We start from the raw sequence: 21,856 nt of genomic DNA on the forward strand, positions 1-21,856 counted from the left end.
ACAAATTCGGTCGATGAATCGTACTGCTACGTCTTAGCATTTTTAAGCACCAGTTCGACCAGAAATATCATGCTATTCTAATATTTCCGGTCGTTATGATAACCAAGAAATGGTATATTTTCACATAATATCATGTGCTTCCGGATATTTCAGGACCGACTATCTACACATATCCCAAATGATGTGATCACAACATTACTATCACAACATTACTGCTTTTCATCCCAACAGATCTGTGGTATTAATTTTGTCCCAAAAGCACTGAGCAATCCACATTTATCATTCCGAACACAGTGAGGAATCTTTGCGATCAACAGTATAGATTTCTCGCTCTGCTCGAAATGACAGTTATTCAGAGATTTCTAAAAAAGATGTCAAAAAATAACGTTTTACAATAAATGGATGAAAAATTAATTAAAATAATACATTAAGAATCAATGAAAGATCATGAATTTTTCGGTAATAGATAATATTTTTGATGCAATTTATCAAATCATTTCAGGGATCTGATTGTAAACGATGCTTGTATATCACTTCATAAATGCGCAATACGGGATCGAAGCACTGCGAAGTCGTCGCTTAAAAATCTCACGGATTATGGAATTGAATGATCCATTTGAGTTTCTTGCCGTTGATTTATCTGATCAAAGATTTCTGGAAGTTATGGAAAAGACAAAACCAAAGATTTCTAAAACCAATGGTATTCTTTGCTTTTGCAAGACTTTAACACACCCAATTCTTTGGAGTCATTATGCAGACAAACACAAGGGAATTTGCCTTGGATTCGAAGTACCCCACTCTGCAATTAATTAGATTAACTACGTGGATCAACGGCTTAATAAACCAGATATACCAGATAAGCCACTCATGAAGAAGCTTCTATTAACAAAATTTAAGCACTGGGAATACGAACAGGAATATCGTGTCTTCTTAGGGTTAACAGACGAGATAAATGGATTGTATTTTGCCGATTTCTCCAAAGATCTCTCGGTAAAGTGCATCATAGTCGGAGCTCAATCAGAAATAACACGCGCCGAGATTTCGCAAGCACTCGGAAGTCTGAGCAAGAACGTAGAAGTATTCAAAGCTAGAGCGGGGTTTAAGTCATTTGAAGTTGAGAGAAACGAGAATGAATCAATGTGGATCTAACCAATGAACGCGACAAAGCAAAGTAGAGCGCGATTTTTATTGCATCGAATGAAAATTCCGGTGCAATGCGCTTCGCTTATTGACACCCTATCAACGTCCGTTTCCGCAATATTTGCACTATCCGATAAGCCGCATACGCCGCAATCAGATGCTTTAGTGTGTGACCGCTTACCCAACTACTTGACCAAACAAAGATTTGCCCATCCAGCATTTCAGCCAGCTTCGCTATCGCATACAAGGCAATCACTTGATAAACATCGTTGCCGCGCGTATAACGCGATGGAAAACGCAGGCTGATCCAGACAATCAGCAGAATCGAATAAAACTGCATCACAATATAAAAGTTCAAGTTGCCCGTGCCTTGCAGCTCAGTCCAATACCAATGCAGTACGCTGAATACGGCTGAAACGACGAGCAGGGGCAACGCCCACAAACCGACAGCCGGGGTTATGCGGTCAACCAGCGTTGCGGACAGCAAAGCGGCAATACCGATGACAATGGGCAACCGATCCCACATCAAATGATCAACATCCGGCGTCCAGTGATAAACCATCGATCCGAGTGCGGCGGCGGCTACACTGAAAAACAACACCCCATACGGCAAGCATTCTTTGAGGTCATGAAATGTGGTTTGTGCAGGCATCCGATAAACCCGCCATAGAAACACCAGTCCAGCACCGCCACTGAGCAAAAAAGCCAGGTTGGAGATGACATCGTTGAAATTGGGAATACCGAGAAAATTGCGCTGATCGGCGAACTGATGGTAATCGGCAGGTTGCGAAATGGGCGGCAGAATCATTGCGGCTGCAACGACTAAAACCGATATTCCCGCGAGTATCCAGAGCTGCCGGTGTATTTTCGTCAAATCAGTCCTTGATTGCATTCTTCGACAAACCCAGGATAAAAGGGTAACTGTTGATTATGTTCGTGGTGCGCTTGTCGAACCATGAATGTAATCAACTGTTCCAATGTTTTTCTAATGCATATGTGCAACAGCATCCCTGATCCGCGCTACGGCAATGATGTCCATGCCGGGAATGGCTTGTTTGGGCTTATTGGCCAACGGAATGATGGCTTTTTTAAAACCCAGTTTCGCTGCTTCTTTCAATCTTTCCTGACCGCGTTGCACGGGACGTATTTCGCCTGCCAGGCCAACTTCACCGATGACAATCATTTTTTCCGCCAGTGGTTTGTTTTTCAGCGACGAGACCACTGCCAATAAAATCGCAAGGTCAGCACCCGGCTCGGTAATTTTTACGCCACCGACAGCATTAACGAACACATCCTGATCGAAACAGGGAATCCCCGCGTGGCGGTGCAATACCGCCAGCAACATCGCTAGCCGGTTTTGTTCCAATCCGACGCATAGCCGGCGCGGATTGGGTGAGCGCGCTTCGTCGACCAAAGCCTGAATCTCTACCAATAGCGGGCGCGTGCCTTCTTGCGTGACCATGACGCATGATCCGGGTACTTGCGTGTCGTGATGTGAAAGAAACAACGCCGAAGGGTTCTTGACCTCACGCAAGCCCTTCTCACTCATAGAAAATACACCCAATTCATTGACCGCGCCAAAGCGATTCTTGAAAGCACGGATCATACGAAAACTGGAATGCATATCGCCTTCAAAATATAACACCGTATCGACCATATGTTCCAGCACACGCGGACCCGCCAGCGCACCTTCCTTGGTCACATGGCCAACCAGAATAATGCAAATTCCGCTTGCCTTCGCCAAGCGTGTTAATTGCGCTGCACACTCGCGCACTTGCGCAACCGATCCCGGCGCAGACTGCAATACCTCCGAGTAGATCGTCTGAATAGAATCAATCACGGCTACAGCCGGTTTCCGTTCAATCAGAACGGACTGGATTTTCTCCAGTTGAATTTCCGCAAATAAATTGACTGTTTCCACATTCAGCGCTAAACGCTTAGCACGTAATGCCACTTGGTGCGCGGATTCTTCACCGCTTACATACAATACAGAGCGATGACTCGACAAATGAGCGAGTGCTTGCAGTAATAACGTCGACTTACCAATACCAGGATCTCCGCCTAATAGCACAACACCGCCTTGCACCAGGCCACCGCCAAGAACCCGATCCAGTTCATCCACGCCTGTCGGATAACGTGGCTCTTCACGTGCTTCGATAGTACTTAAATTTTGTACCTGACCGACTTCTGATACTGGACTGAACCGCGATACAGATTTCTCTGCAATGGTTTCTACTAAGGTATTCCATGACTGGCAATGTGGACACTGCCCTTGCCATTTTAAGGTTTGCCCGCCACACTCAGTACACGAATAGATCGTTTTCTGCTTGGCCATTCTCAACAGCTAATCATAAACTTCTGCAGCATTAAATGTGATCCCACGCGCATCCTTTTCAGACAGAACAGGCTGCTTGCCAGCAAGCGGCCAATCTATCGCCAAAGTTGCATCATTCCACACAATGCAGCGCTCGTATTCAGGTGCCCAGTAATCGGTTGTGTTGTACAGAAACTCTGCATAATCAGAAAGGACTATAAATCCATGAGCAAAGCCTGCCGGAACCCATAATTGTTTTTTGTTCTCTGCGCTCAGTATCTCTCCCGCCCACCGTCCAAATGTTGGGGATGAACGACGGATATCCACTGCCACGTCGAACACTTCCCCCACCACCACACGCACCAGCTTTCCCTGAGCTTGTTTGATCTGATAATGCAAACCGCGCAAAACATATTGAATGGAACGTGAGTGATTACTTTGAACAAAGTTTATTTTTTTTTCGACTGCTGACTCAAATTCACGCTGATTAAAACTTTCGAAAAAAAATCCGCGTTCATCGCCAAAAACACGTGGTTCAAATAATAGAACTTCTGGAATAGCCAGTCGGGTTGATTTCATCTATCGATCTCGATCAAAATTCACGTTTTAACACTTGCAGCAAATACTGCCCATAGCCATTTTTAGCCAACGGAATCGCCAATTTCTCCAGTTGCGCCGCATCGATCCATCCTTGCCTGAAGGCTATTTCTTCCGGGCAGGCAATTTTTAATCCCTGCCGATGCTCAATGGTGGCGACAAACTGACTCGCATCCAGCAATGATTCGTGCGTACCGGTATCCAACCATGCATAGCCACGCCCCATGATTTCAACACGCAATGCAGATCGCTCCAGATAAAGACGATTCAAATCGGTTATTTCCAGTTCATTGCGTACCGATGGTTTCAAGCTTTTGGCGTAATCAATCACCTGCTGATCATAAAAATACAAACCGGTCACTGCATAATGGGATTTCGGATGTTTGGGTTTTTCTTCCAGATTAATCACACTACCCTGCGCATCAAACTCAACTACGCCATACCGTTCCGGATCATGGACATGATAGGCAAACACACTGGCCCCTTGCGTCCGTTCCATCGCGTTTGTGAGTAAATGATGAAAGTCGTGTCCATGAAAAATGTTATCGCCCAATACAAGCGCAGAACAATCGTTACCAATAAACGATTCACCGATGATAAATGCTTGTGCAAGGCCGTCGGGAGAGGGTTGTTCGGCGTATGAAATACTCAATCCCCACTGATGACCATCCCGCAAAAGCTCTGCGTAATTTCCAACATCACGCGGTGTTGAGATAACCAGAATATCCCGAATTCCCGCCAGCATTAATGTACTGAGCGGGTAATAAATCATCGGCTTATCAAACACCGGCAACAACTGTTTGGAAACGGTCTGAGTAACCGGATAAAGCCGCGTACCGGAACCGCCCGCAAGTACAATACCTTTTCGCCGCGGGATAGTGAGTTTTGGAAAATCGCTTGTTGTATATGAAGTATTTAATGTTGGCATAAATAAAATCCCGATGTTCAAACGCTTATGAACGAATCGCTTTCACCCGGATTAATTCACTAGAAATAATGATTCTTGTATTATATCTGTTTCACGTTCCAGATAATTGCACGATGCAATAGCCGCTGAATGTTCAGGTAGAATTACGCATTATGATCCGCGCACACCTTTTCCTCCGCTTACTCAGAAGACTTTTTCCCTATTGGAAATTACTCTTGCTGGCATTATTTGCCATGGCGGTCATGGCAGCAACTTTAGCTTCCCTACCCATACTGATTAAACAAATACTTGAAAGCACCTTTATCGATAAAGATCAGTCATTGATGCAAACAGCATCGCTGGCGATTATCGTAATATTTATGATCCGTGGAATCGCTGGCTATATCAGTATCTCTACTGCCAACAAAGCCGTTGGCAAATTAGGTATTGATTTACGTATGGCTTTTTTTAATAAACTGCTGACACTACCAGTCAATCACTATAGCCATCTCAATAAAAATAATGAAATCGATACGCTGATATCCAATATCAACCAGATATCTCAATCTACATCTCGTTATATCACCGTCATTACGCAAGATAGCCTAACAATCATCGGGTTGATCATTTGCACGCTTTATCTGAACCAAGAATTCTCTTTGCTTCTACTACTGGTCACTTCGTTTGTCATATTAGTTACTCAGATGACGCACAGTCATTTGAGCAGGCCTGACCAAAAAAGCTTGTTGGCCTCAAAAAACCTGATTCAGCACTTGTTGCAATCCATTGCACACAACAGAAAAATCAGAATTGATGGCGGACAAATGTATGAAAGTCAGCGTCTTGGAAAAATTTCAGAAACTATTTATCACGCAGAAATGCAACAAGCAACAGTCAGCGCAATAGCAATCCCTGCAAGTCAAATCATTACGGCATTGATTTTGACAGCCGTCATTTACATGGCCGCACTGCAAGTTATTAATGATGCATTGAATCTGCATGAAGTCGGCGCGCTCGTTTCCGTTGTCTTGCTCCTCATCATGCCGATACAACGCATCGCTGGCATACCCAAACAACTTGCGCATGACCAGAAGTTCCTAGAAACCATTTTTTCATTCCTAGATCAAGTATCCGAACAAGATGCGGGTGTCATAAGCATTCCGCATGTCAGCGGGAAATTAGTTTTTGAACAAATGCGCTTTTGTAGTGACGCACAAGCAACGCCCATTCTGAATTATATTAACTTCACCGTAAAACCAGGCGAAGTAACTGTTTTTACCGGTTATACCGCAGGAGAGAAAAATGCGCTCATCAACCTGATACTACACTTACAACAACCAACCAGCGGAAGAATATTGCTGGATGATCATCCACTCTCCGATATCCAGTTAAATAACTTACATGCCAATATCGCCATAGTGACGGAAGATGATTATTTGCTGGATGAAAAAATTGCGGGCAATATCGCGTACGGCACGATGCGTTGTGCCAACGAAGCGAAAATTACCACTGCAGCACACGCCTCTCACGCGATGGAATTTATCCGGCACATGCCCAGTGGTTTACAGACGCAGATTGGCAAAGGAGGTACAACAATCAATAAACAACAATTTCGACAGCTTGCTATTGCACGCGCGTTAGTTAAAAACGCCCCCATCCTGATTCTTGATGAAATACCTGCACATGAAGAATCTAATTCTGGAAATCTACTGTCAGTCTTGGAAAAATTGATGCAAAATCGCACGACTCTGATTTTCAATCAATTTATTCCCCAATTGAAAAAGATTGATCGAATTGTTGTTCTGAAAAATGGATGTATCACAGAAAGTTTGAAAGGGCCAAACCATTCCTAGACAAAGCAAGAAAAACAATCAGTAAACAATTAGCGTTAGTCTCTTGGAATCACGAGAAACTGAAGGCCAATCAGTTAGTTAATGCTCTGTTTCCTTCGTGGTATATTCCGGCACCCACTTTGCCAATTGATCCCTGACTTCCTGGTCGCTCAAGACAGTGATTTTACCTAACCAGGCTATCAGCTCGGATAGCCACTGCTCATCAACCTGGCGTGCCTGCGCAATACGTAATTTTTGATGCAGTGTCGGAAAAGTATTTTCACTGGCTGCCAGCAGTTCTTCATGCAACTTTTCACCAGGCCGTAGTCCGCTGAAAACAATTCGTACATCATCCTCACCCAATCCCGACAAATGAATTAGATCGTTAGCCAGATCAACAATTTTTACCGGATCGCCCATATCCAACACAAATATTTCTCCGCCGCCTTTTGCACCACCCATTAACCCGGCTTGTAAAACCAGCTGCGCCGCTTCCGGGATAGACATGAAATAACGTGTCATTTCCGGGTGCGTGATCGTTATAGGGCCGCCTCTGGCGATCTGTTCGCGAAATTTTGGAATAACACTACCGGTACTGCCCAATACATTGCCGAAACGCACCATCACAAAACAGGTTTGATTCGATTGATTATTCTGATCAGGTTTCGTATTCTTTGTAATGGATTGCTGCAAAGCTTGACACACCATCTCAGCCAACCGCTTACTGGCTCCCATAACACTCACAGGATTGACAGCTTTGTCGGTTGAAACCAGAACAAATTTTTCCACACCAAAACTTATCGCTACCTGAGCCAATACATACGTACCAAAGACATTATTCAGCAAAGCTTGGCACGCATTCTCTTGTTCCATGAGTGGAACATGCTTGTAAGCAGCTGCATGAAAAACCACGGAAGGCTGGTACTGTGTGAACAATTGCGTCATGCGTGCGTGGTCTTTGATATCACCGATGACAAACGACATGGCCATATCAGGGAAACGTGACAAAAATTCCTCTTGTATGCCGTAGAGTGCAAATTCGTTCAGTTCAAGGAAAACAATACGATTGGGTTCAAATGCAGCAAGTTGCCGGCATAATTCTGAACCAATCGAACCACCCGCTCCTGTGACCAGGATAATTTCTCCTGTCAACAAACCATGCAATCCGTCATTATCCAGAACGACAGGCGCTCTACCCAGCAAATCATCGAGCTCTATATCACGAATCTGTGACACAGTTGTTTTACCACTGATCAGGTCTGCATAAGACGGCACCGTCATCGCTTTCACCCCGATCTCCGAGCACATTTCCAAAGCTTGACGGTGTATTCGACGAGAAACGGATGGTATGGCAATAATCACATGACCGACATTCAGTTTCTGCACCCACTGCGGCAATTCATTGATCGTGCCGAGCACACGAATACCCTGCAATCGCGTACCCAATTTTCTTGGATCATCATCCAGCATTCCAACAACGTGCCAGTCACGGCTTCTCGTCAAATCTTTAACCAGACTCACCGCAGTGCTGCCGGCACCGAGTATCAGTACCAGCTTCGCTTCATTACTCTCCAGACCATATAGGCGGCGCTCTTTCCATGCACGATAGATCAAACGGCTGCCGCCCATGATCAGCAGCAATAATAATGGCGCCAACAGAATAACCGCTGTTGGAATATTGGCCAGCAAACCCAATGGCCAAAAGATCAGCAATACAGTCACAGTGCCGCTCATCACTGCGACAAAAATTCTTTTTAGATCGGGTAAGCTGGCATAGCGCCATAACCCCCGATAAAGTCCGAGCCACAAAAAGAAACTGCCCTGAATAAGCACTGTCCACGGCAGAATTTCCAGCAAGAGCTGTAATGAAGGTGCAGGAATCTCAAAATTAAAGCGAAATAGATAAGCAATCCACCAGGCAACGGCAATTGCAACAAAATCATGCGTAAAAGCAATGAAGGTGCGTATTCCGTATTTTCTCCGAAACATACTATCCCCGATTGGAATAATATTTCTGATTTCGATCAGAAATAAACATTAATAGCAAATAAAAACCTCCCCATAGCATTGCAATCCAACTTTGCACCGCTGAGCTTTGTCCACTTGCCCATACCGCGCTTGCACCTACCGTAAGCATCAAAGCATAGGCTGATAACGCCGTATTACGATGCCCAAAACCGCTTTGCACCAAGCGCTGATAATAATGTTCACGATGCGCCTGCCAGATTCTTTTTCCGTGCAATAGGCGCTTTATCAGCGTGACTGTCGAGTCTGCGACAAAAGGTGAGAATATCAGCAGCGGTACCCACAATGACCACAAATTATCCAGGCATCCGAGTATTCCCAATGCAGCGGCCAGGAATCCAAGTGGAATAGCGCCCACGTCCCCTAGAAAAATGCGCGCCGGATAAAAATTATGTAGCAAAAATGCGGCGGCGGCGGCGGCTATTGAAAAATTGATGACAGCAAAATCATTATTCCCTGCCAAATATGCAATTAAGCCATAATAGCCAAACCCAATTACAGTCATTCCTCCGGCCAGGCCATCCGAGCCATCCATAAAATTATAAAGATTAGATATCCAGACAACTGCAACTGCGCTGCACAATACCATTGCCCAACCATAAGGTTCCAACAATAGAGCCATAGAAAACCCAGCGGCAACGATACTCTGTATCAGCAATCGGCACCAAACCGGCGCGTGCCAAACATCATCAATCAATGATATAACCACCAGTAGACCAACACCGACCCAAATCGTAATGGGCAATACAACCGAGAAACATAACCAGGTAGTCATTATCCCGAATAACAAGCCTAAGCCTCCAATACGGGACACCGGCACAGAATGTAGCGAACGTGAATTCGGGTGATCCAGCACCCAATCAGCTTTTCTCCTGATCAACCATAGAATTGAGAAAAAAGAGATAAAAAAAGATACCAGCGGTGCTGCTACAACTGATAGGGGAGAATCCAAAACCATGGTAACCGGATTATCCGTGATAAGTGTCAATAAAAGACATATGCCACTTCCTCATCGCATATGACAAGAAAGTGGCATGGCGCAGCTAAAATGCCAGCAATTCCGAGCAAACCTTAAGACATAGGTTTTTCTGCATACTTCTGATGCGCCGCTGATACTGCAGCGCCACGCTCCACCTTCATACCCATGTCGGACAGAATACTTTCCAGTGCATTTAAACAGAAAATCACGTTTTCTACGCGGCTGGAAGTGCCCATCAAGCCGAAACGCCATACTTTTCCTGCAAAATCACCCAAACCGGCGCCAATTTCAAGACTATAGTCATCCAACAAGCGGCGGCGAACTTCTTTTTCATCCACGCCAGCCGGTACAAAAACAGAGTTCAGTTGCGGCAAGCGATGTTGCTCTGCCACCACATAATTCATGCCCAACGTAGCAAAACCGGCTTTTAATGCTTCATAATTATAGCGATGCCGTGCCCAGGAATGCTCCAATCCTTCTTCAGCCAGCATCAGCAATGACTCATGCAGTGCATACAGTGCATTGGTTGGCGCTGTATGGTGATACGTACGGGTTGATGAACCCCAATAATTCAACAGCAAGCCGATATCCATAAACCAGCTATGTACTTTCGTCTTACGATTCTTGACCAGTTCGGTTACGCGTTCGGAGAAGCTAACTGGCGACAATCCTGGCGGGCAGGATAAACATTTTTGGCTGCCAGAGTAGATCGCATCAATTCCCCACTCATCCACTTTGATCGGCGTGCCACCCAGCGAAGTGACGGTATCCACAATCGTCAGGCAATTATATTTGTGCGCAATTTCACACAAGGTTTTAGCATCGGACTGTGCGCCTGTTGAAGTCTCGGCATGACAAAACGCAATAATCTTGGTATCGGGGTTCTTTTTCAGCGCATCTTCCACTTTCTGCGGATCAACCGGTTCACCCCATTTATCATCCACTACCACCGCAACACCGCCATGACGCTCAACGTTTTCAATCATACGGCCGCCGAAAACTCCATTGCGACACACGATCACTTTATCACCGGGTTCAATCATGTTAACAAAGCACATTTCCATACCGACAGATCCCGGTCCTGAAACCGGGAAGGTCATGCGGTTTTTGGTTTGGAATGCATAGCGCATCAGCCCCTTAATCTCTTCCATCATTTCGGTAAAAACAGGATCCAAGTGACCTAAGGTCGGGCGTGCCATGGCATTCAGCACGCGCGGATGGGTATCCGATGGTCCCGGCCCCATCAGAACGCGCTGGGGTGGGTAAAATATTTTGATTTCTTTCTCTGGGCGAAAATCTTCGGTATTCATGAACAATCCTAAGTTAATAATGTAATCTGATCTATTTTTGAAAAATGTTGATTCTAACAAGTGAAACGAGAGTTTACTATAAACAAAGGTGTGCTCAATAAATTATCCTTATAGAAAAGCAAAAAAATTTGCATAACAGGATGAAATACTGAACTATTAGCGCAAATGCAGTGCTTTCTCTACACTTTCTAATTACCCTCCCTTATTCATTTGAAACACAATCAATTCCAGAATGGGGCATAAGGATCATTAACAAAACTTTGCACACACCATGTAATTACATTATAGTTACACATTCAATTCTACAATCACCCTCTTTCCCATGACTCACCTCGTTAAAATTGGCAATTCCCACGGCATACGCATCCCCAAGCCACTGATTGAACAAGCGCAACTGGAAGGCAAGGATCTGCAATTACAAGTCGTAGAAGGTGGCTTATTGATTACACCGAAAAAAGGCACGAGAGAGGGCTGGAAGGAAGCCATCGAAAATACACTGAGAACCCACGGCAAGGAAACACTGGATCAGGAATGGCTGAATGCCCGTTTATCCACTGATGATGATTTAACTTGGTAACTCCAACGATTCTGCGGTTCCAAGTCTGGCTAGTACAGCTTGATCCTACCCAAGGCGCGGAAATCAACAAAACCAGACCTTGCGTTGTGATATCCCCCAATGAGCTATCCGCCTTATCGACTGTGCTCATGGCACCGATGACGACCAAAGGTTTTGAGTTTCCTTGCCGGATTGCTTGCACTTTCAAGAACAAACAAGGCCTCATTCTTCTGGATCAAATCCGGGCAGTAGATAAAACACTTTTAGTCAGCAAGCTCGGCGTGATTGACGAAGCCACCCAAATCGAATTGTGTCTTCGGCTGCAAGAGTTATTTGCTTACTAATTTCCACTCTCGGTTTAGCAAAATTACAAGATTTAATCCTTCAATCGTGCGCAATACAAAATGGATCTGATACCATTCAGTTTGCCCTCACAATTAGAATTCCAAGCTTTCCATCTTATGCGCTATTCTCTAAAAAAATCGATCCTGCTTCTGCTCTGTATACTCATGTTATCCGCTTGCATGACAACGCCCACACGAGAAGAATTACTCAGTCAGAAAGTTATTTATAACCGCAGCAGTGACAAAAATTATCTGGAAATTGCGGAATGTCTAAAAAGCGAGGAAGGATTTCCTTTGCCGAAATGGCATCGTCATACCTGGCGTGATATCAATACCTATTTTATCTACCATGAGTCTTTCCAAGTAGATGGATACCCGCAGATGCACGACGAAGCTGCCAAGACTTACTACATTACTGAGATTCATGATCCTAAGTCTTCAGGAAGCATCAACAAACCCATTACCCACGGCAATGGAAACTGGATTATGACGATCAAAGATGCTGGCAATGCGCAAAACACCCGATCCGAAATCGAAATTCGTAGCAGTAAAGACCTGCTGAGCGATTACCCACCGGCCTCTTATACACCGGATCCTAACGCTTCATTATCGCAGCGCTTATATAAAGTAGAAAGAATTGATCATTGTTTCTGATTGATACGCGATTTTAATAAGCTGCAGATTGAGATGTTGGGGTTCCTAGCGTCCTTCCAACCTATCGCGCTGAAGCTGACGAAAGCGAACCAAAACCAACACATAAGAAACCAGAACGCCTAACGTTTGACATGAGAGGACATGACCCGGCTTGCCGGGGCATGTCCTCTCGATGGAAGGGTTAGGCCTCACTCGGTACTTCCAGCAACTTGACCGTCAATGATTTCTTGAATGACCCGGGCTTTCCACACGATGCCAAGCTGGGTCTTCATTTCGTCTGCCCCGATTCGGCCTGAATAGACACCAAGAAAATTGAGAATTCGGCCGATAACAGTGTTCCCGTCGACCTTGCCGTTCTTCACACCATGAATGCCTACCCTTTGCATGATGACGGGCGATCCCGACAGTCCCGGGCGTGTCGCTGTGTCAATCAGAAGCTTGGGCAACTCATCGGCATCAACATCTGGCTCACTCGCGATACTCGCGCGTTTCCATATTGGCAGTTGAATGTAGGTCGTGTCGGAGAACGGATATCCCAGAACGAAGGCGTCATCAGCTACTTCCTCCTTGTACGCGGTATCAAAGTCGATGGCGTTCAGCGGAAAGAGCTTGTATTCAGCCTCAATCGATTCCGGGATGGGAATGGCTACAACATCGACGGCTCGTCCGTGCTTCGGATGTTCATACCAAATAGGTTCGCTTAGATGTTCATCCCGATAGAGCGGGATCTGTTCCCGTTTGCAATTTGCCGGCTGCTCTTTCAGCCTGAACATTGTGGAGACGATGTCAGGGACAGCCAACGACTTCGACAAGCACTTCCCTGTAGTTGGGTTTCGCCCCGCTACGTTGTGCCAGTTCGTCACTAGATAGCACTTCCCCGACGACTGATAAAGAAAGCCCGTTCCGGATGAGAGCACGACATCCGTTGGTCGAAAGCAAAGGTGTAGGTGGTGCGTTGTGAATGAAATTGGATCTGGCGCTATCGTTGCCATGGCGGGCGCTCAGTGAGCCTAACTACAATTAGACGTCCTAAATGACGCAATATATTACGTCACAAATGAAACCTAATACGGTATTGTTCATGTCATCCCCTTATTTTTAAGCTAATCGACCGATTTAGCTGTCATCATACCAGACTTGTTTAGACCCACAAATATAGAATGAATAACAGCAAGACACTGGAGTCTAGTTCTTCAATTTACCTATCAAAACGAGCAATAGCGCAATCTGCAAAACCATTGCTTTTTACAAACCACACATTTAAAATGCCACCCGTTACTCGCTCTCTAAAGCGCCAATTGAACGATTGGCAGCATAGCAACTCAAAAAGCAGTAATTCAATGGGAAACTAGGGTTCCGGCCGGTGCAGTCAACGGCGTCAGGTCCAAGAGTTTCCGGTCTCGTGATAACGAGGCTCCACGGAGGGATAAAAGCCCGGGAGATTAAGAGTAATGTATTTGGATACATTACAATCTCGGTAGTCCCTTTTTGAATGGAGACTGGTTATGTCAGGTTCAACAAAACAAATCGCTGCTTCGCAAGATACCCATGTAACAGGTGATACCCTCAATCGCAGCATGAGTGTATGGCACAGTTTCACGCTGGGCTTTGCGGTTGTCTCGCCGGTCGCCGGACTGTATGCCATCATCGGTGTGCAAACTGTAGTCGCCGGTGGCGGCTGGTTTGCTGCTCTGGCGGTTTGCTTGGTCATGCAGTTACTGGTGGCTACCGTTTACGCCGAATTGTCTTCACAGTTCCCGATTGCTGGCGGCGCCTATAAATGGGCGCGGCAACTCGGCGGTGCAATCGCCGGGCAATATGCCGGTGTGATTTATATTTGCTCCACCATCGCCATGGTCACTACAACCGCTTATACCGGCGGCTTCTGGCTGGCCACTTTTTGCGGATCGCTGGGTGACGGCGGCGGTATGATGGTGCTCTGGGGTGCGATATTTCTGCTTATCTGCACATTACTCAATCTAGCCCCTGTCAGTATTTTCAATCTGGTGATCAAACTGGGTGTTTACGCGGAAGTCGTCGGGTCATTCGGCGTGGCGCTGTTATTATTTCTTTTCTTCCGTCAGCATCCTGTCATGGAATTGTTCCAACACATGGGTAGCGGAACAGCGCCCAGTGAAATGGCTGCTTTCCTGGCGGCACTGGCCATTGCCGGTTGGGCTTTCATCGGTTTTGATGCTTGCTCGACCACCGCGGAAGAAACCCATCAACCGAAACGCATGGTACCCCGTGCAATTTTCATGTCGCTGCTCGTTGTCGGCACAGTCGTTTTATTTAATTCAGCTGCGCTGATTTTGGCTTTTGAGCATGACACATTAAGAAATTCCAGCCATACGGCCGATCCGGTTACCCCCTTGATCGCCAGTAGCATTGGCGATTGGTTTGAGCAACCGTTTCTGGCCATCGTGATGACTGCTTTCTTGGCCTGCGGTGCATCGATGGTCAAATATTCTTCGCGCATTGTTTTTTCCATGGCGCGCGAAGGCAATATGCCAGCACTGTTGAGTCAGGTAACGGCGAGCAAAACACCGCGTAATGCGGTTCTTTTTACCGTTCTGCTGGCAGGTTGCGGATTGGTGTTTGGACTCAATGACGACGCCGTGGCCACCATCATCGCTTTCGGTACCGGCGGTTTATACGCCATGTTCGCGTTCACCACGGGCTTTGCATTGTTTGCCCGTCTCACAGGCCGGTGGAATCCCGCACTGGGCGAATTAAAACTGGGCGTATGGGGATTGGTCATCAATATCCTGGCATTTATCTGGTCATTATTTGAACTCATCAATATCGCCTGGCCGCGTCCCTACGCGATTTCAGCGGATGCACCTTGGTGGCAATTGTGGGCCACTCCGTTGGTATTAGGAAGCATTTTAACTGTCACCACGCTGTATATCCTTGGCAAAAAATGGATGAGCGTTAAGTAACACTACTTGAAAAAGGAATTCATCATGAATCAGCCCACATTGATCTGGAAACAATCCATTCCAGGCGGATGCCACTGGTCTGGCATCCTGCGTCGCGGCACAACGTTACGTCTGACCGATGTACAGGGCGGTGCGAATGCGGCTGTTTTGTTCTTTAATCAGGAAGAAAAACTCGAACGCTACAATATGGCGGACACCTTGAAATCGCAGCACACCTTCCGTCTGACCAAAGGACATGCCTGCCATTCCGACATGGGGCGGATTTTTTGTTGTATCACAGCCGACACCGCCGGTTGGAATGACACGGCATGCGGCTTGAGTGATAGCAATTTAATCCGGCATAAATACGGGGTTGCACGCTACCAGGAACACCGCAATGAGATGTTTCGTAGCGGGTTGGATGGCATGCTGATCGAACTCGGCAAATGGGGATTGGGGATGCGCGACATTGTTTCCAATATCAATTTTTTTAGCAAAGTCACCGCGGATGCCTCCGGTGAACTGGCATTTCAACCGGGGAACAGCAAGGCGGGTGATTATGTTGATTTGAGTTTCGTGATGAATACCTTGGTGGTGTTATCGGCCGCACCGCATCCACTGGATCCCAAGGCATCTTACCAGCCTGGCGCAGTCAATCTGGCAGTATTTAACACACCTGTGGAAGCAGTTACAGAATGCCTGCGTAGCGCAGAAAATACCCGCGCATTAAAGAATACACAACATTTTTATTGTGGAGACGAAAAATGAATACGTCTTATCTCAATGCAAGCCAGTTTGATCCCCGTCACGCCGTAATCGATGAAATCTGTGCGGCTGGGGAACCTTGGGTCAAGCTTGTGAAGCAAGGGCAATTTTTCCGCATTGTCGATCTGGAAGGCAATCAAGCCGTTGATACGTTGTTCTTCAACGCAAATAATGCCTTGGAACGCTACAGTGCAACGGATACGATACGCGCCCAGAATAAACTGTATTTAACCACTGACAGCAAGCTCTACTCCAACCTGGGCAATGTCATGCTCACAATCGTAGCCGACACCTGCGGCCGCCACGACACACTGGGCGGTGCCTGTGCGGCAGAAAGCAATACGGTGCGCTATGCGCTGGAGAAGTTTCCGATGCACAGTTGCCGTGATAACTTTTTGCATGCACTGGCGCATGATCCGCTTTGCCAGCAGCTTGGAATGAATAAGCGTGACTTGCCGAGCAACATCAATTTTTTCATGAACGTGCCAGTGACTGAAGCAGGCGGGTTGGAATTTGTCGATGGCATTTCCGCATCCGGCATGTACGTAGAAATGCAGGCTGAAATGGATGTATTGGTATTGATTTCGAATTGCCCGCAACTGAACAATCCCTGCAATGCTTATAACCCGACGCCGATTCGTTTACTGGTCTGGGATTCTCAGTAAGGGATCAATCGGATTGGATTAACTGGGTTCAGCTGATGAATCATCAAGAAAAAGGATAACGCTATGTTCGAGAAAGTCTTGATTGCCAATCGTGGCGCCATTGCTTGCCGTATTATCCGTACGCTGCGCCGCATGAATGTAAAAAGTGTGGCGGTTTATACCGAAGCCGATGCCTTATCGCGTCATGTGACCGAAGCGGATGAAACTTACTGTATCGGCAGCGGCATTGCAGCTGAGAGTTATCTGCGCGCCGATAAAATATTGGAAATTGCGCAGCAAGCAGGCGCGCAAGCCATCCACCCTGGCTACGGCTTTCTCAGTGAGAAAGCCGATTTTGCTGAACAATGTATTGCGCATGGCATTCGTTTTATCGGCCCAACTCCGAGCCAAATGCGCGCCTTTGGTTTAAAACATACCGCGCGCGCGCTGGCCTTGAAAAATCAGGTGCCACTCCTGCCAGGAACCGATCTGCTGGAAAACCTTGAAGCGGCTTGTCATCAAGCCAAGCATATTGGTTATCCGGTCATGTTGAAAAGCACCGCAGGCGGCGGCGGCATCGGCATGCGCCTGTGCTGGAATCAGGATGAGCTGGTCGGCGCTTACGAATCGGTCAAGAATCTGGCACAAAACAATTTCAAGGATGCCGGTCTTTTCCTGGAAAAATTTGTCGACCGGGTACGCCATATTGAAGTACAGATTTTTGGTGATGGCAAAGGCCAAGTCGTTGCACTGGGCGAGCGAGATTGTTCCATGCAACGGCGCAACCAGAAAGTCATCGAAGAAACACCCGCCCCCAACCTCTCGCCGCATCTGCGTCAGGCTTTGCTGGACACTGCGGTACGCCTCGGCAAAGCCATTCAATATCAATCCGCCGGCACCGTTGAATATATTTTTGATGCCGCCAGCGGTCAATTTTATTTTCTCGAAGTCAACACGCGCCTACAGGTTGAACATGGCGTGACCGAGGAAGTCACCGGCATTGATCTGGTGGAATGGATGGTGCGGCAAGCTGCGGGCGATCTCCCTTCGCTCGACTCTTTCACTATCAAACCCAGTGGCGCGTCCATTCAGGTCCGGGTTTATGCTGAAAATCCTGCCAAAGATTTCCAGCCTTCCAGCGGCATACTGACTGCAGCGGAATTTTCTACTGCGGCACGCGTTGAAACCTGGGTCGAGCGCGGCATTGAGGTATCCGCATTTTATGATCCGATGCTGGCAAAAATTATCGTGCATGAACCTGATCGTGACACAGCGATCGCCAAGCTGCTGGGCGTACTGGATGATACATCGTTGCAGGGAATCGAAACCAACCTGGCGTATCTCAAACAAATCCTGCACAGCACCGTGTTTCGCAGCGGACAGCCGTATACGCAATTCCTCAATGGATTCCATTATCAGCCACACAGTATCGATGTCCTGAATGCGGGCGTACAAACCTCGATACAGGATTATCCGGGGCGGATCGGCTACTGGAACGTCGGCGTTCCACCTTCCGGGCCGATGGATAGTTTGGCTTTTCGTCTTGCCAACCGCCTTGTCGGCAATCCTGAAGATAGCGCCGGATTGGAAATTACCCTGGCAGGCCCGACGCTGCGCTTTAATTGTGACAGCATCATCGCAATCTGCGGCGCATCCATCGATGTGTTACTGGACAGTGAACCATTGTCCCAATGGCAATCTCACTTCGTCAAAGCCGGAACGCTGTTGCAAATTGGCAAAGTCAAGCAATCGGGCAGCCGGGCTTACTTGGCCGTGCAAGGGGGTTTTCAGGTGCCTGATTATCTGGGCAGCAAATCCACTTTTATGCTCGGTCAATTCGGTGGACATGCTGGGCGCGTGCTGCGTGCTGGCGATGTCTTGCATATTCTACCTTTTGAATCTTCAAACTCCCCTCTTTCGAAGAATTTGCCGCAAGCATTGATTCCGCAATATACGAATCACTGGGAAATCGCCGTGTTGGTTGGACCGCATGGTGCGCCTGATTTCTTTACAGAAGCGGATATCGAACATTTCTTTGCCGCTGAATGGAAAGTCCATCATAACTCCAGCCGCACGGGTGTCCGTTTGATTGGCCCTAAACCGCAATGGGCGCGGTCCGATGGCGGCGAGGCCGGATTGCATCCATCGAACATTCACGATAACGCCTATGCGATTGGCGCTGTCGATTTTACCGGGGATATGCCGATTATCCTGGGTCCTGATGGTCCTAGTCTAGGTGGTTTTGTCTGCCCGGTCACCATCGCCCATGCGGAATTGTGGAAAACCGGACAACTCAAACCGGGTGACAGTGTTCGCTTCCTGCCCATAGCGCTAACGCACGCGCTGGCACTGGAAAAACAACAGAATCAGTTGATTCAGCAGTTTCGTGTTGATCAGGTTCCTGTTACCAGCGCTCAGTCCGGAAATCCAGGCAGCCCGGTTCTGCATCGCATTCCCGAGCACTCAGGGCAAGTTCAAGTCACTTACCGCCAATCCGGCGATAAATATCTGCTAATCGAATATGGACCGCCCGTACTTGATCTAAATTTACGCTTCCGCGCGCATGCTTTGATGACTTGGCTTCAGCAGCGCATCGAAGCCGGAGAGCTGGCTGGCATCCTGGATCTGACGCCTGGTATTCGTTCGCTGCAGATTCATTTTGATTCCAACCGGCTGGCGCGCGATACTTTATTGGATCTTCTGATTGCAGGAGAAAGCAAGCTGCCCGCTATCGGTGCCATGGAAGTGCCGTCGCGTATCATCCATCTCCCTTTATCCTGGGATGACGCCGCCACACGATTGGCCATTGAAAAATACATGCAATCGGTACGCAGCGACGCCCCCTGGTGTCCCAGCAATATTGAGTTTATCCGCCGCATTAACGGATTGGAGCAAATCGAGGATGTTCAACATATCGTATTTTCAGCCAGCTACCTAGTCATGGGACTGGGCGATGTCTATCTGGGCGCGCCCGTTGCCACCCCGCTGGATCCGCGTCACCGCCTGGTCACCACCAAATACAATCCGGCACGTACCTGGACACCTGAAAATGCCGTCGGTATTGGTGGCGCCTATTTATGCGTGTACGGCATGGAAGGTCCCGGCGGCTATCAATTTGTCGGACGTACAATACCCATGTGGAACCGCTACCGTCAAACGGCTGACTTCAAGGAGGGCAAGCCCTGGTTATTGCGTTTCTTTGATCAAATCCGCTTTTATCCGGTCAATGAAAGCGAACTGCTCAAGCTGCGTAAGGATTTTATTAGCGGGCACTTCAAATTGCGTACCGAAGAAACGGTTCTGAGCCTGAAACAATACAACGCTTTCTTGCAACAGCATGCTGCCAGCATCACCGCATTCAAGGCCACTCAACAAGCTGCGTTTGAAGCCGAACGCCAGCGCTGGGAAACCAATGGTCAATCACAGTATGTCAGTGAAGATATGCTCGACGAAGCGGATACTCAAAGCGAACTAGATCTGCCGCCGGGGGCACAAGCTGTCAGTTCGCAAGTCACAGGTACAGTCTGGAAACTGCTGGTGAAAGAAGGTGACCGTGTGGATGCAGGCAAGGCGATTATTATGATCGAATCGATGAAAATGGAATTCCCGGTAGACGCGCCTATCACTGGCACCGTGCGGCAGATATTCTGCAAACAAGGCGGATATGTCTCTGCCGGACAGGTACTTTTCGTCATTCAGGAATAATATAATCATGAAAAAACTTATACCGCTTAGCGACATCAGAATCTTGCTGCAAAGCGATATCGATTATTCTAATCGATAGCACAACCACCTACGACAACAAGAGAACCCATAATGCAAAAAGAATACTGGCTGGATCGATGGGAACGCAAAGATATCGGTTTTCATCAGAATGAAACCAATCCGTACTTGGGTCAATATTGGCAGCGCTTACAGCTTGCTCCGGGTAGTACGGTGCTTGTGCCATTGTGCGGCAAAAGCACCGATATGCTTTGGCTGCATCAACAAGGGCATACAGTTCTGGGTGTCGAATTAAGTGAGATTGCGGCACAAGCATTCTTTACAGAGAATGGCCTGACACCCCAGTGCAGCGCGCGTGATCAATTCACCCATCTGGAAGCAAATGATATTCACATTCTGTGCGGTGATTTTTTTGATTTGGATAAAAATGCTGTCGCAAAAGTTACTGCGGTCTATGACCGCGCGGCATTGATCGCGTTACCGCCGGAAATGCGTAAACGCTATACGCACCATCTGCTGTCTATTCTTCCATCCGTAACGCAAATCCTGCTCGTCACACTCGACTACCCGCAGCATGAGATGTCCGGTCCGCCGTTTGCAGTTTCATTGGATGAAATTACTTCACTTTATCAGCAGCATGCCGGAATTACGTTATTGACTCAGCAGGATGTGCTCGAGCAAAATCCGCGCTTTCAGGAACGCGGCTTGAGCCGGTTACAGGAAAATACAATTTTGCTGCGAATAGGTACTCCATAACATGGAACCGGATTGATCAGGATCTGCGGCAGAAGTCCTTATGCCTTGATCTGTCTGTTCTGTTCGACTAGCAGATGTCCAAACGCTTGCTGCGCAATCGGGATAGCATAAAGAATCCTTTACAGAGTCGCAGCCAATTTGCAAAGTATTGCTGCATAAATTGTTCTGGTGACAAATAGCCGAGCCTTTTCTGTTTTCTCTGCCGATTATAGAAGCTCTCTGTAGTCTCTATGCGGTTTTTTGCACAACAAAACCATTAGTCTATTCAAAAAATTTATTGAGTCAGCGCATGACATATAGCATACTAGCTACGCTATAATTTTCAACGCGCATATTCCACAAAACTTCGTCTTGATCTTCTAAGAATTTCGAATTTTCATAGGCAATCT

At 47.1% G+C, this 21,856-nt stretch carries 18 protein-coding genes and 1 riboswitch; of the genes, 10 read left to right on the plus strand and 8 right to left on the minus strand.

What is annotated here, in order from left to right; all coding sequences use genetic code 11:
* The first annotated feature begins 867 nt into the window (after positions 1 to 867).
* Positions 868 to 1,149 (plus strand): hypothetical protein, encoded by a 282-nt coding sequence (locus tag ACH10T_RS09125; protein ID WP_394808976.1) that lies wholly within the window; start codon positions 868 to 870, stop codon positions 1,147 to 1,149.
* Between the two features lie 76 nt (positions 1,150 to 1,225).
* Here the strand turns inward: ACH10T_RS09125 and ACH10T_RS09130 are convergent, their stop codons facing one another.
* The 4 genes from ACH10T_RS09130 to rfbA all read right to left on the minus strand — a co-directional run bounded on the left by ACH10T_RS09130 (position 1,226) and on the right by rfbA (position 4,979).
* Positions 1,226 to 2,014 (minus strand): alkaline phytoceramidase, encoded by a 789-nt coding sequence (locus ACH10T_RS09130; protein ID WP_394808977.1) that lies wholly within the window; start codon positions 2,012 to 2,014, stop codon positions 1,226 to 1,228.
* A 111-nt stretch (positions 2,015 to 2,125) separates the two neighbouring features.
* Positions 2,126 to 3,475 (minus strand): DNA repair protein RadA, encoded by a 1,350-nt coding sequence (gene radA / locus ACH10T_RS09135; protein ID WP_394808978.1) that lies wholly within the window; start codon positions 3,473 to 3,475, stop codon positions 2,126 to 2,128.
* Positions 3,476 to 3,484: 9 nt separating this feature from the next.
* Complete coding sequence (gene rfbC, locus ACH10T_RS09140; RefSeq protein WP_394808979.1) at positions 3,485 to 4,033, minus strand: dTDP-4-dehydrorhamnose 3,5-epimerase; 549 nt, start codon at positions 4,031 to 4,033, stop codon at positions 3,485 to 3,487.
* 13 nt (positions 4,034 to 4,046) lie between these two features.
* On the minus strand, positions 4,047 to 4,979 hold the full coding sequence (gene rfbA / locus ACH10T_RS09145) for a glucose-1-phosphate thymidylyltransferase RfbA (protein WP_394808980.1): 933 nt from the start codon (positions 4,977 to 4,979) through the stop codon (positions 4,047 to 4,049).
* 152 nt (positions 4,980 to 5,131) lie between these two features.
* On the opposite strand from rfbA, the gene ACH10T_RS09150 reads away from it, so the two are divergent.
* On the plus strand, positions 5,132 to 6,811 hold the full coding sequence (locus tag ACH10T_RS09150; RefSeq protein ID WP_394808981.1) for an ABC transporter transmembrane domain-containing protein: 1,680 nt from the start codon (positions 5,132 to 5,134) through the stop codon (positions 6,809 to 6,811).
* Between the two features lie 78 nt (positions 6,812 to 6,889).
* On the opposite strand, the gene ACH10T_RS09155 is transcribed toward ACH10T_RS09150, so the two are convergent.
* The 3 genes from ACH10T_RS09155 to ACH10T_RS09165 all read right to left on the minus strand — a co-directional run bounded on the left by ACH10T_RS09155 (position 6,890) and on the right by ACH10T_RS09165 (position 11,104).
* Positions 6,890 to 8,779, minus strand: coding sequence for a polysaccharide biosynthesis protein (locus tag ACH10T_RS09155; protein WP_394808982.1), 1,890 nt, complete (start codon positions 8,777 to 8,779; stop codon positions 6,890 to 6,892).
* Between the two features lies 1 nt (position 8,780).
* Positions 8,781 to 9,803 carry a glycosyltransferase family 4 protein gene (locus ACH10T_RS09160; RefSeq protein WP_394808983.1) on the minus strand — a complete coding sequence of 341 codons (1,023 nt, stop codon included), beginning with the start codon at positions 9,801 to 9,803 and terminating at the stop codon, positions 8,781 to 8,783.
* Between the two features lie 83 nt (positions 9,804 to 9,886).
* On the minus strand, positions 9,887 to 11,104 hold the full coding sequence (locus ACH10T_RS09165) for a pyridoxal-phosphate-dependent aminotransferase family protein (RefSeq protein WP_394808984.1): 1,218 nt from the start codon (positions 11,102 to 11,104) through the stop codon (positions 9,887 to 9,889).
* Positions 11,105 to 11,426: 322 nt separating this feature from the next.
* Between ACH10T_RS09165 and ACH10T_RS09170 the strand changes: the two genes are divergently transcribed.
* The 3 genes from ACH10T_RS09170 to ACH10T_RS09180 all read left to right on the plus strand — a co-directional run bounded on the left by ACH10T_RS09170 (position 11,427) and on the right by ACH10T_RS09180 (position 12,658).
* Positions 11,427 to 11,681 (plus strand): AbrB/MazE/SpoVT family DNA-binding domain-containing protein, encoded by a 255-nt coding sequence (locus tag ACH10T_RS09170; protein ID WP_394808985.1) that lies wholly within the window; start codon positions 11,427 to 11,429, stop codon positions 11,679 to 11,681.
* On the plus strand, positions 11,675 to 12,004 hold the full coding sequence (locus tag ACH10T_RS09175) for a type II toxin-antitoxin system PemK/MazF family toxin (protein WP_394808986.1): 330 nt from the start codon (positions 11,675 to 11,677) through the stop codon (positions 12,002 to 12,004). The genes ACH10T_RS09170 and ACH10T_RS09175 overlap by 7 nt, the downstream gene beginning before the upstream one ends.
* Positions 12,005 to 12,184: 180 nt before the next feature.
* On the plus strand, positions 12,185 to 12,658 hold the full coding sequence (locus ACH10T_RS09180; RefSeq protein WP_394808987.1) for a hypothetical protein: 474 nt from the start codon (positions 12,185 to 12,187) through the stop codon (positions 12,656 to 12,658).
* A gap of 188 nt (positions 12,659 to 12,846) precedes the next feature.
* On the opposite strand, the gene ACH10T_RS09185 is transcribed toward ACH10T_RS09180, so the two are convergent.
* Positions 12,847 to 13,650, minus strand: a complete 804-nt coding sequence (locus ACH10T_RS09185; RefSeq protein WP_394808988.1) for a trypsin-like peptidase domain-containing protein — start codon at positions 13,648 to 13,650, stop codon at positions 12,847 to 12,849.
* Positions 13,651 to 13,995: 345 nt separating this feature from the next.
* Positions 13,996 to 14,101, plus strand: a riboswitch (guanidine-I (ykkC/yxkD leader).
* A 62-nt stretch (positions 14,102 to 14,163) separates the two neighbouring features.
* On the opposite strand from ACH10T_RS09185, the gene ACH10T_RS09190 reads away from it, so the two are divergent.
* The 5 genes from ACH10T_RS09190 to ACH10T_RS09210 all read left to right on the plus strand — a co-directional run bounded on the left by ACH10T_RS09190 (position 14,164) and on the right by ACH10T_RS09210 (position 21,467).
* Positions 14,164 to 15,600 (plus strand): APC family permease, encoded by a 1,437-nt coding sequence (locus ACH10T_RS09190; protein ID WP_394808989.1) that lies wholly within the window; start codon positions 14,164 to 14,166, stop codon positions 15,598 to 15,600.
* A 24-nt stretch (positions 15,601 to 15,624) separates the two neighbouring features.
* Positions 15,625 to 16,347, plus strand: a complete 723-nt coding sequence (locus ACH10T_RS09195; RefSeq protein ID WP_394808990.1) for an urea amidolyase associated protein UAAP1 — start codon at positions 15,625 to 15,627, stop codon at positions 16,345 to 16,347.
* Positions 16,344 to 17,009, plus strand: coding sequence for an urea amidolyase associated protein UAAP2 (locus ACH10T_RS09200; RefSeq protein WP_394808991.1), 666 nt, complete (start codon positions 16,344 to 16,346; stop codon positions 17,007 to 17,009). The genes ACH10T_RS09195 and ACH10T_RS09200 overlap by 4 nt, the downstream gene beginning before the upstream one ends.
* A gap of 63 nt (positions 17,010 to 17,072) precedes the next feature.
* Positions 17,073 to 20,693 (plus strand): urea carboxylase, encoded by a 3,621-nt coding sequence (gene uca, locus ACH10T_RS09205; RefSeq protein ID WP_394808992.1) that lies wholly within the window; start codon positions 17,073 to 17,075, stop codon positions 20,691 to 20,693.
* A 111-nt stretch (positions 20,694 to 20,804) separates the two neighbouring features.
* Positions 20,805 to 21,467 carry a thiopurine S-methyltransferase gene (locus ACH10T_RS09210; RefSeq protein ID WP_394808993.1) on the plus strand — a complete coding sequence of 221 codons (663 nt, stop codon included), beginning with the start codon at positions 20,805 to 20,807 and terminating at the stop codon, positions 21,465 to 21,467.
* The last annotated feature ends 389 nt before the right edge of the window (positions 21,468 to 21,856 follow it).

Origin of the sequence: Nitrosomonas sp., from assembly GCF_043753625.1 — a bacterium.
In the GTDB taxonomy this organism is placed as follows: domain Bacteria; phylum Pseudomonadota; class Gammaproteobacteria; order Burkholderiales; family Nitrosomonadaceae; genus Nitrosomonas.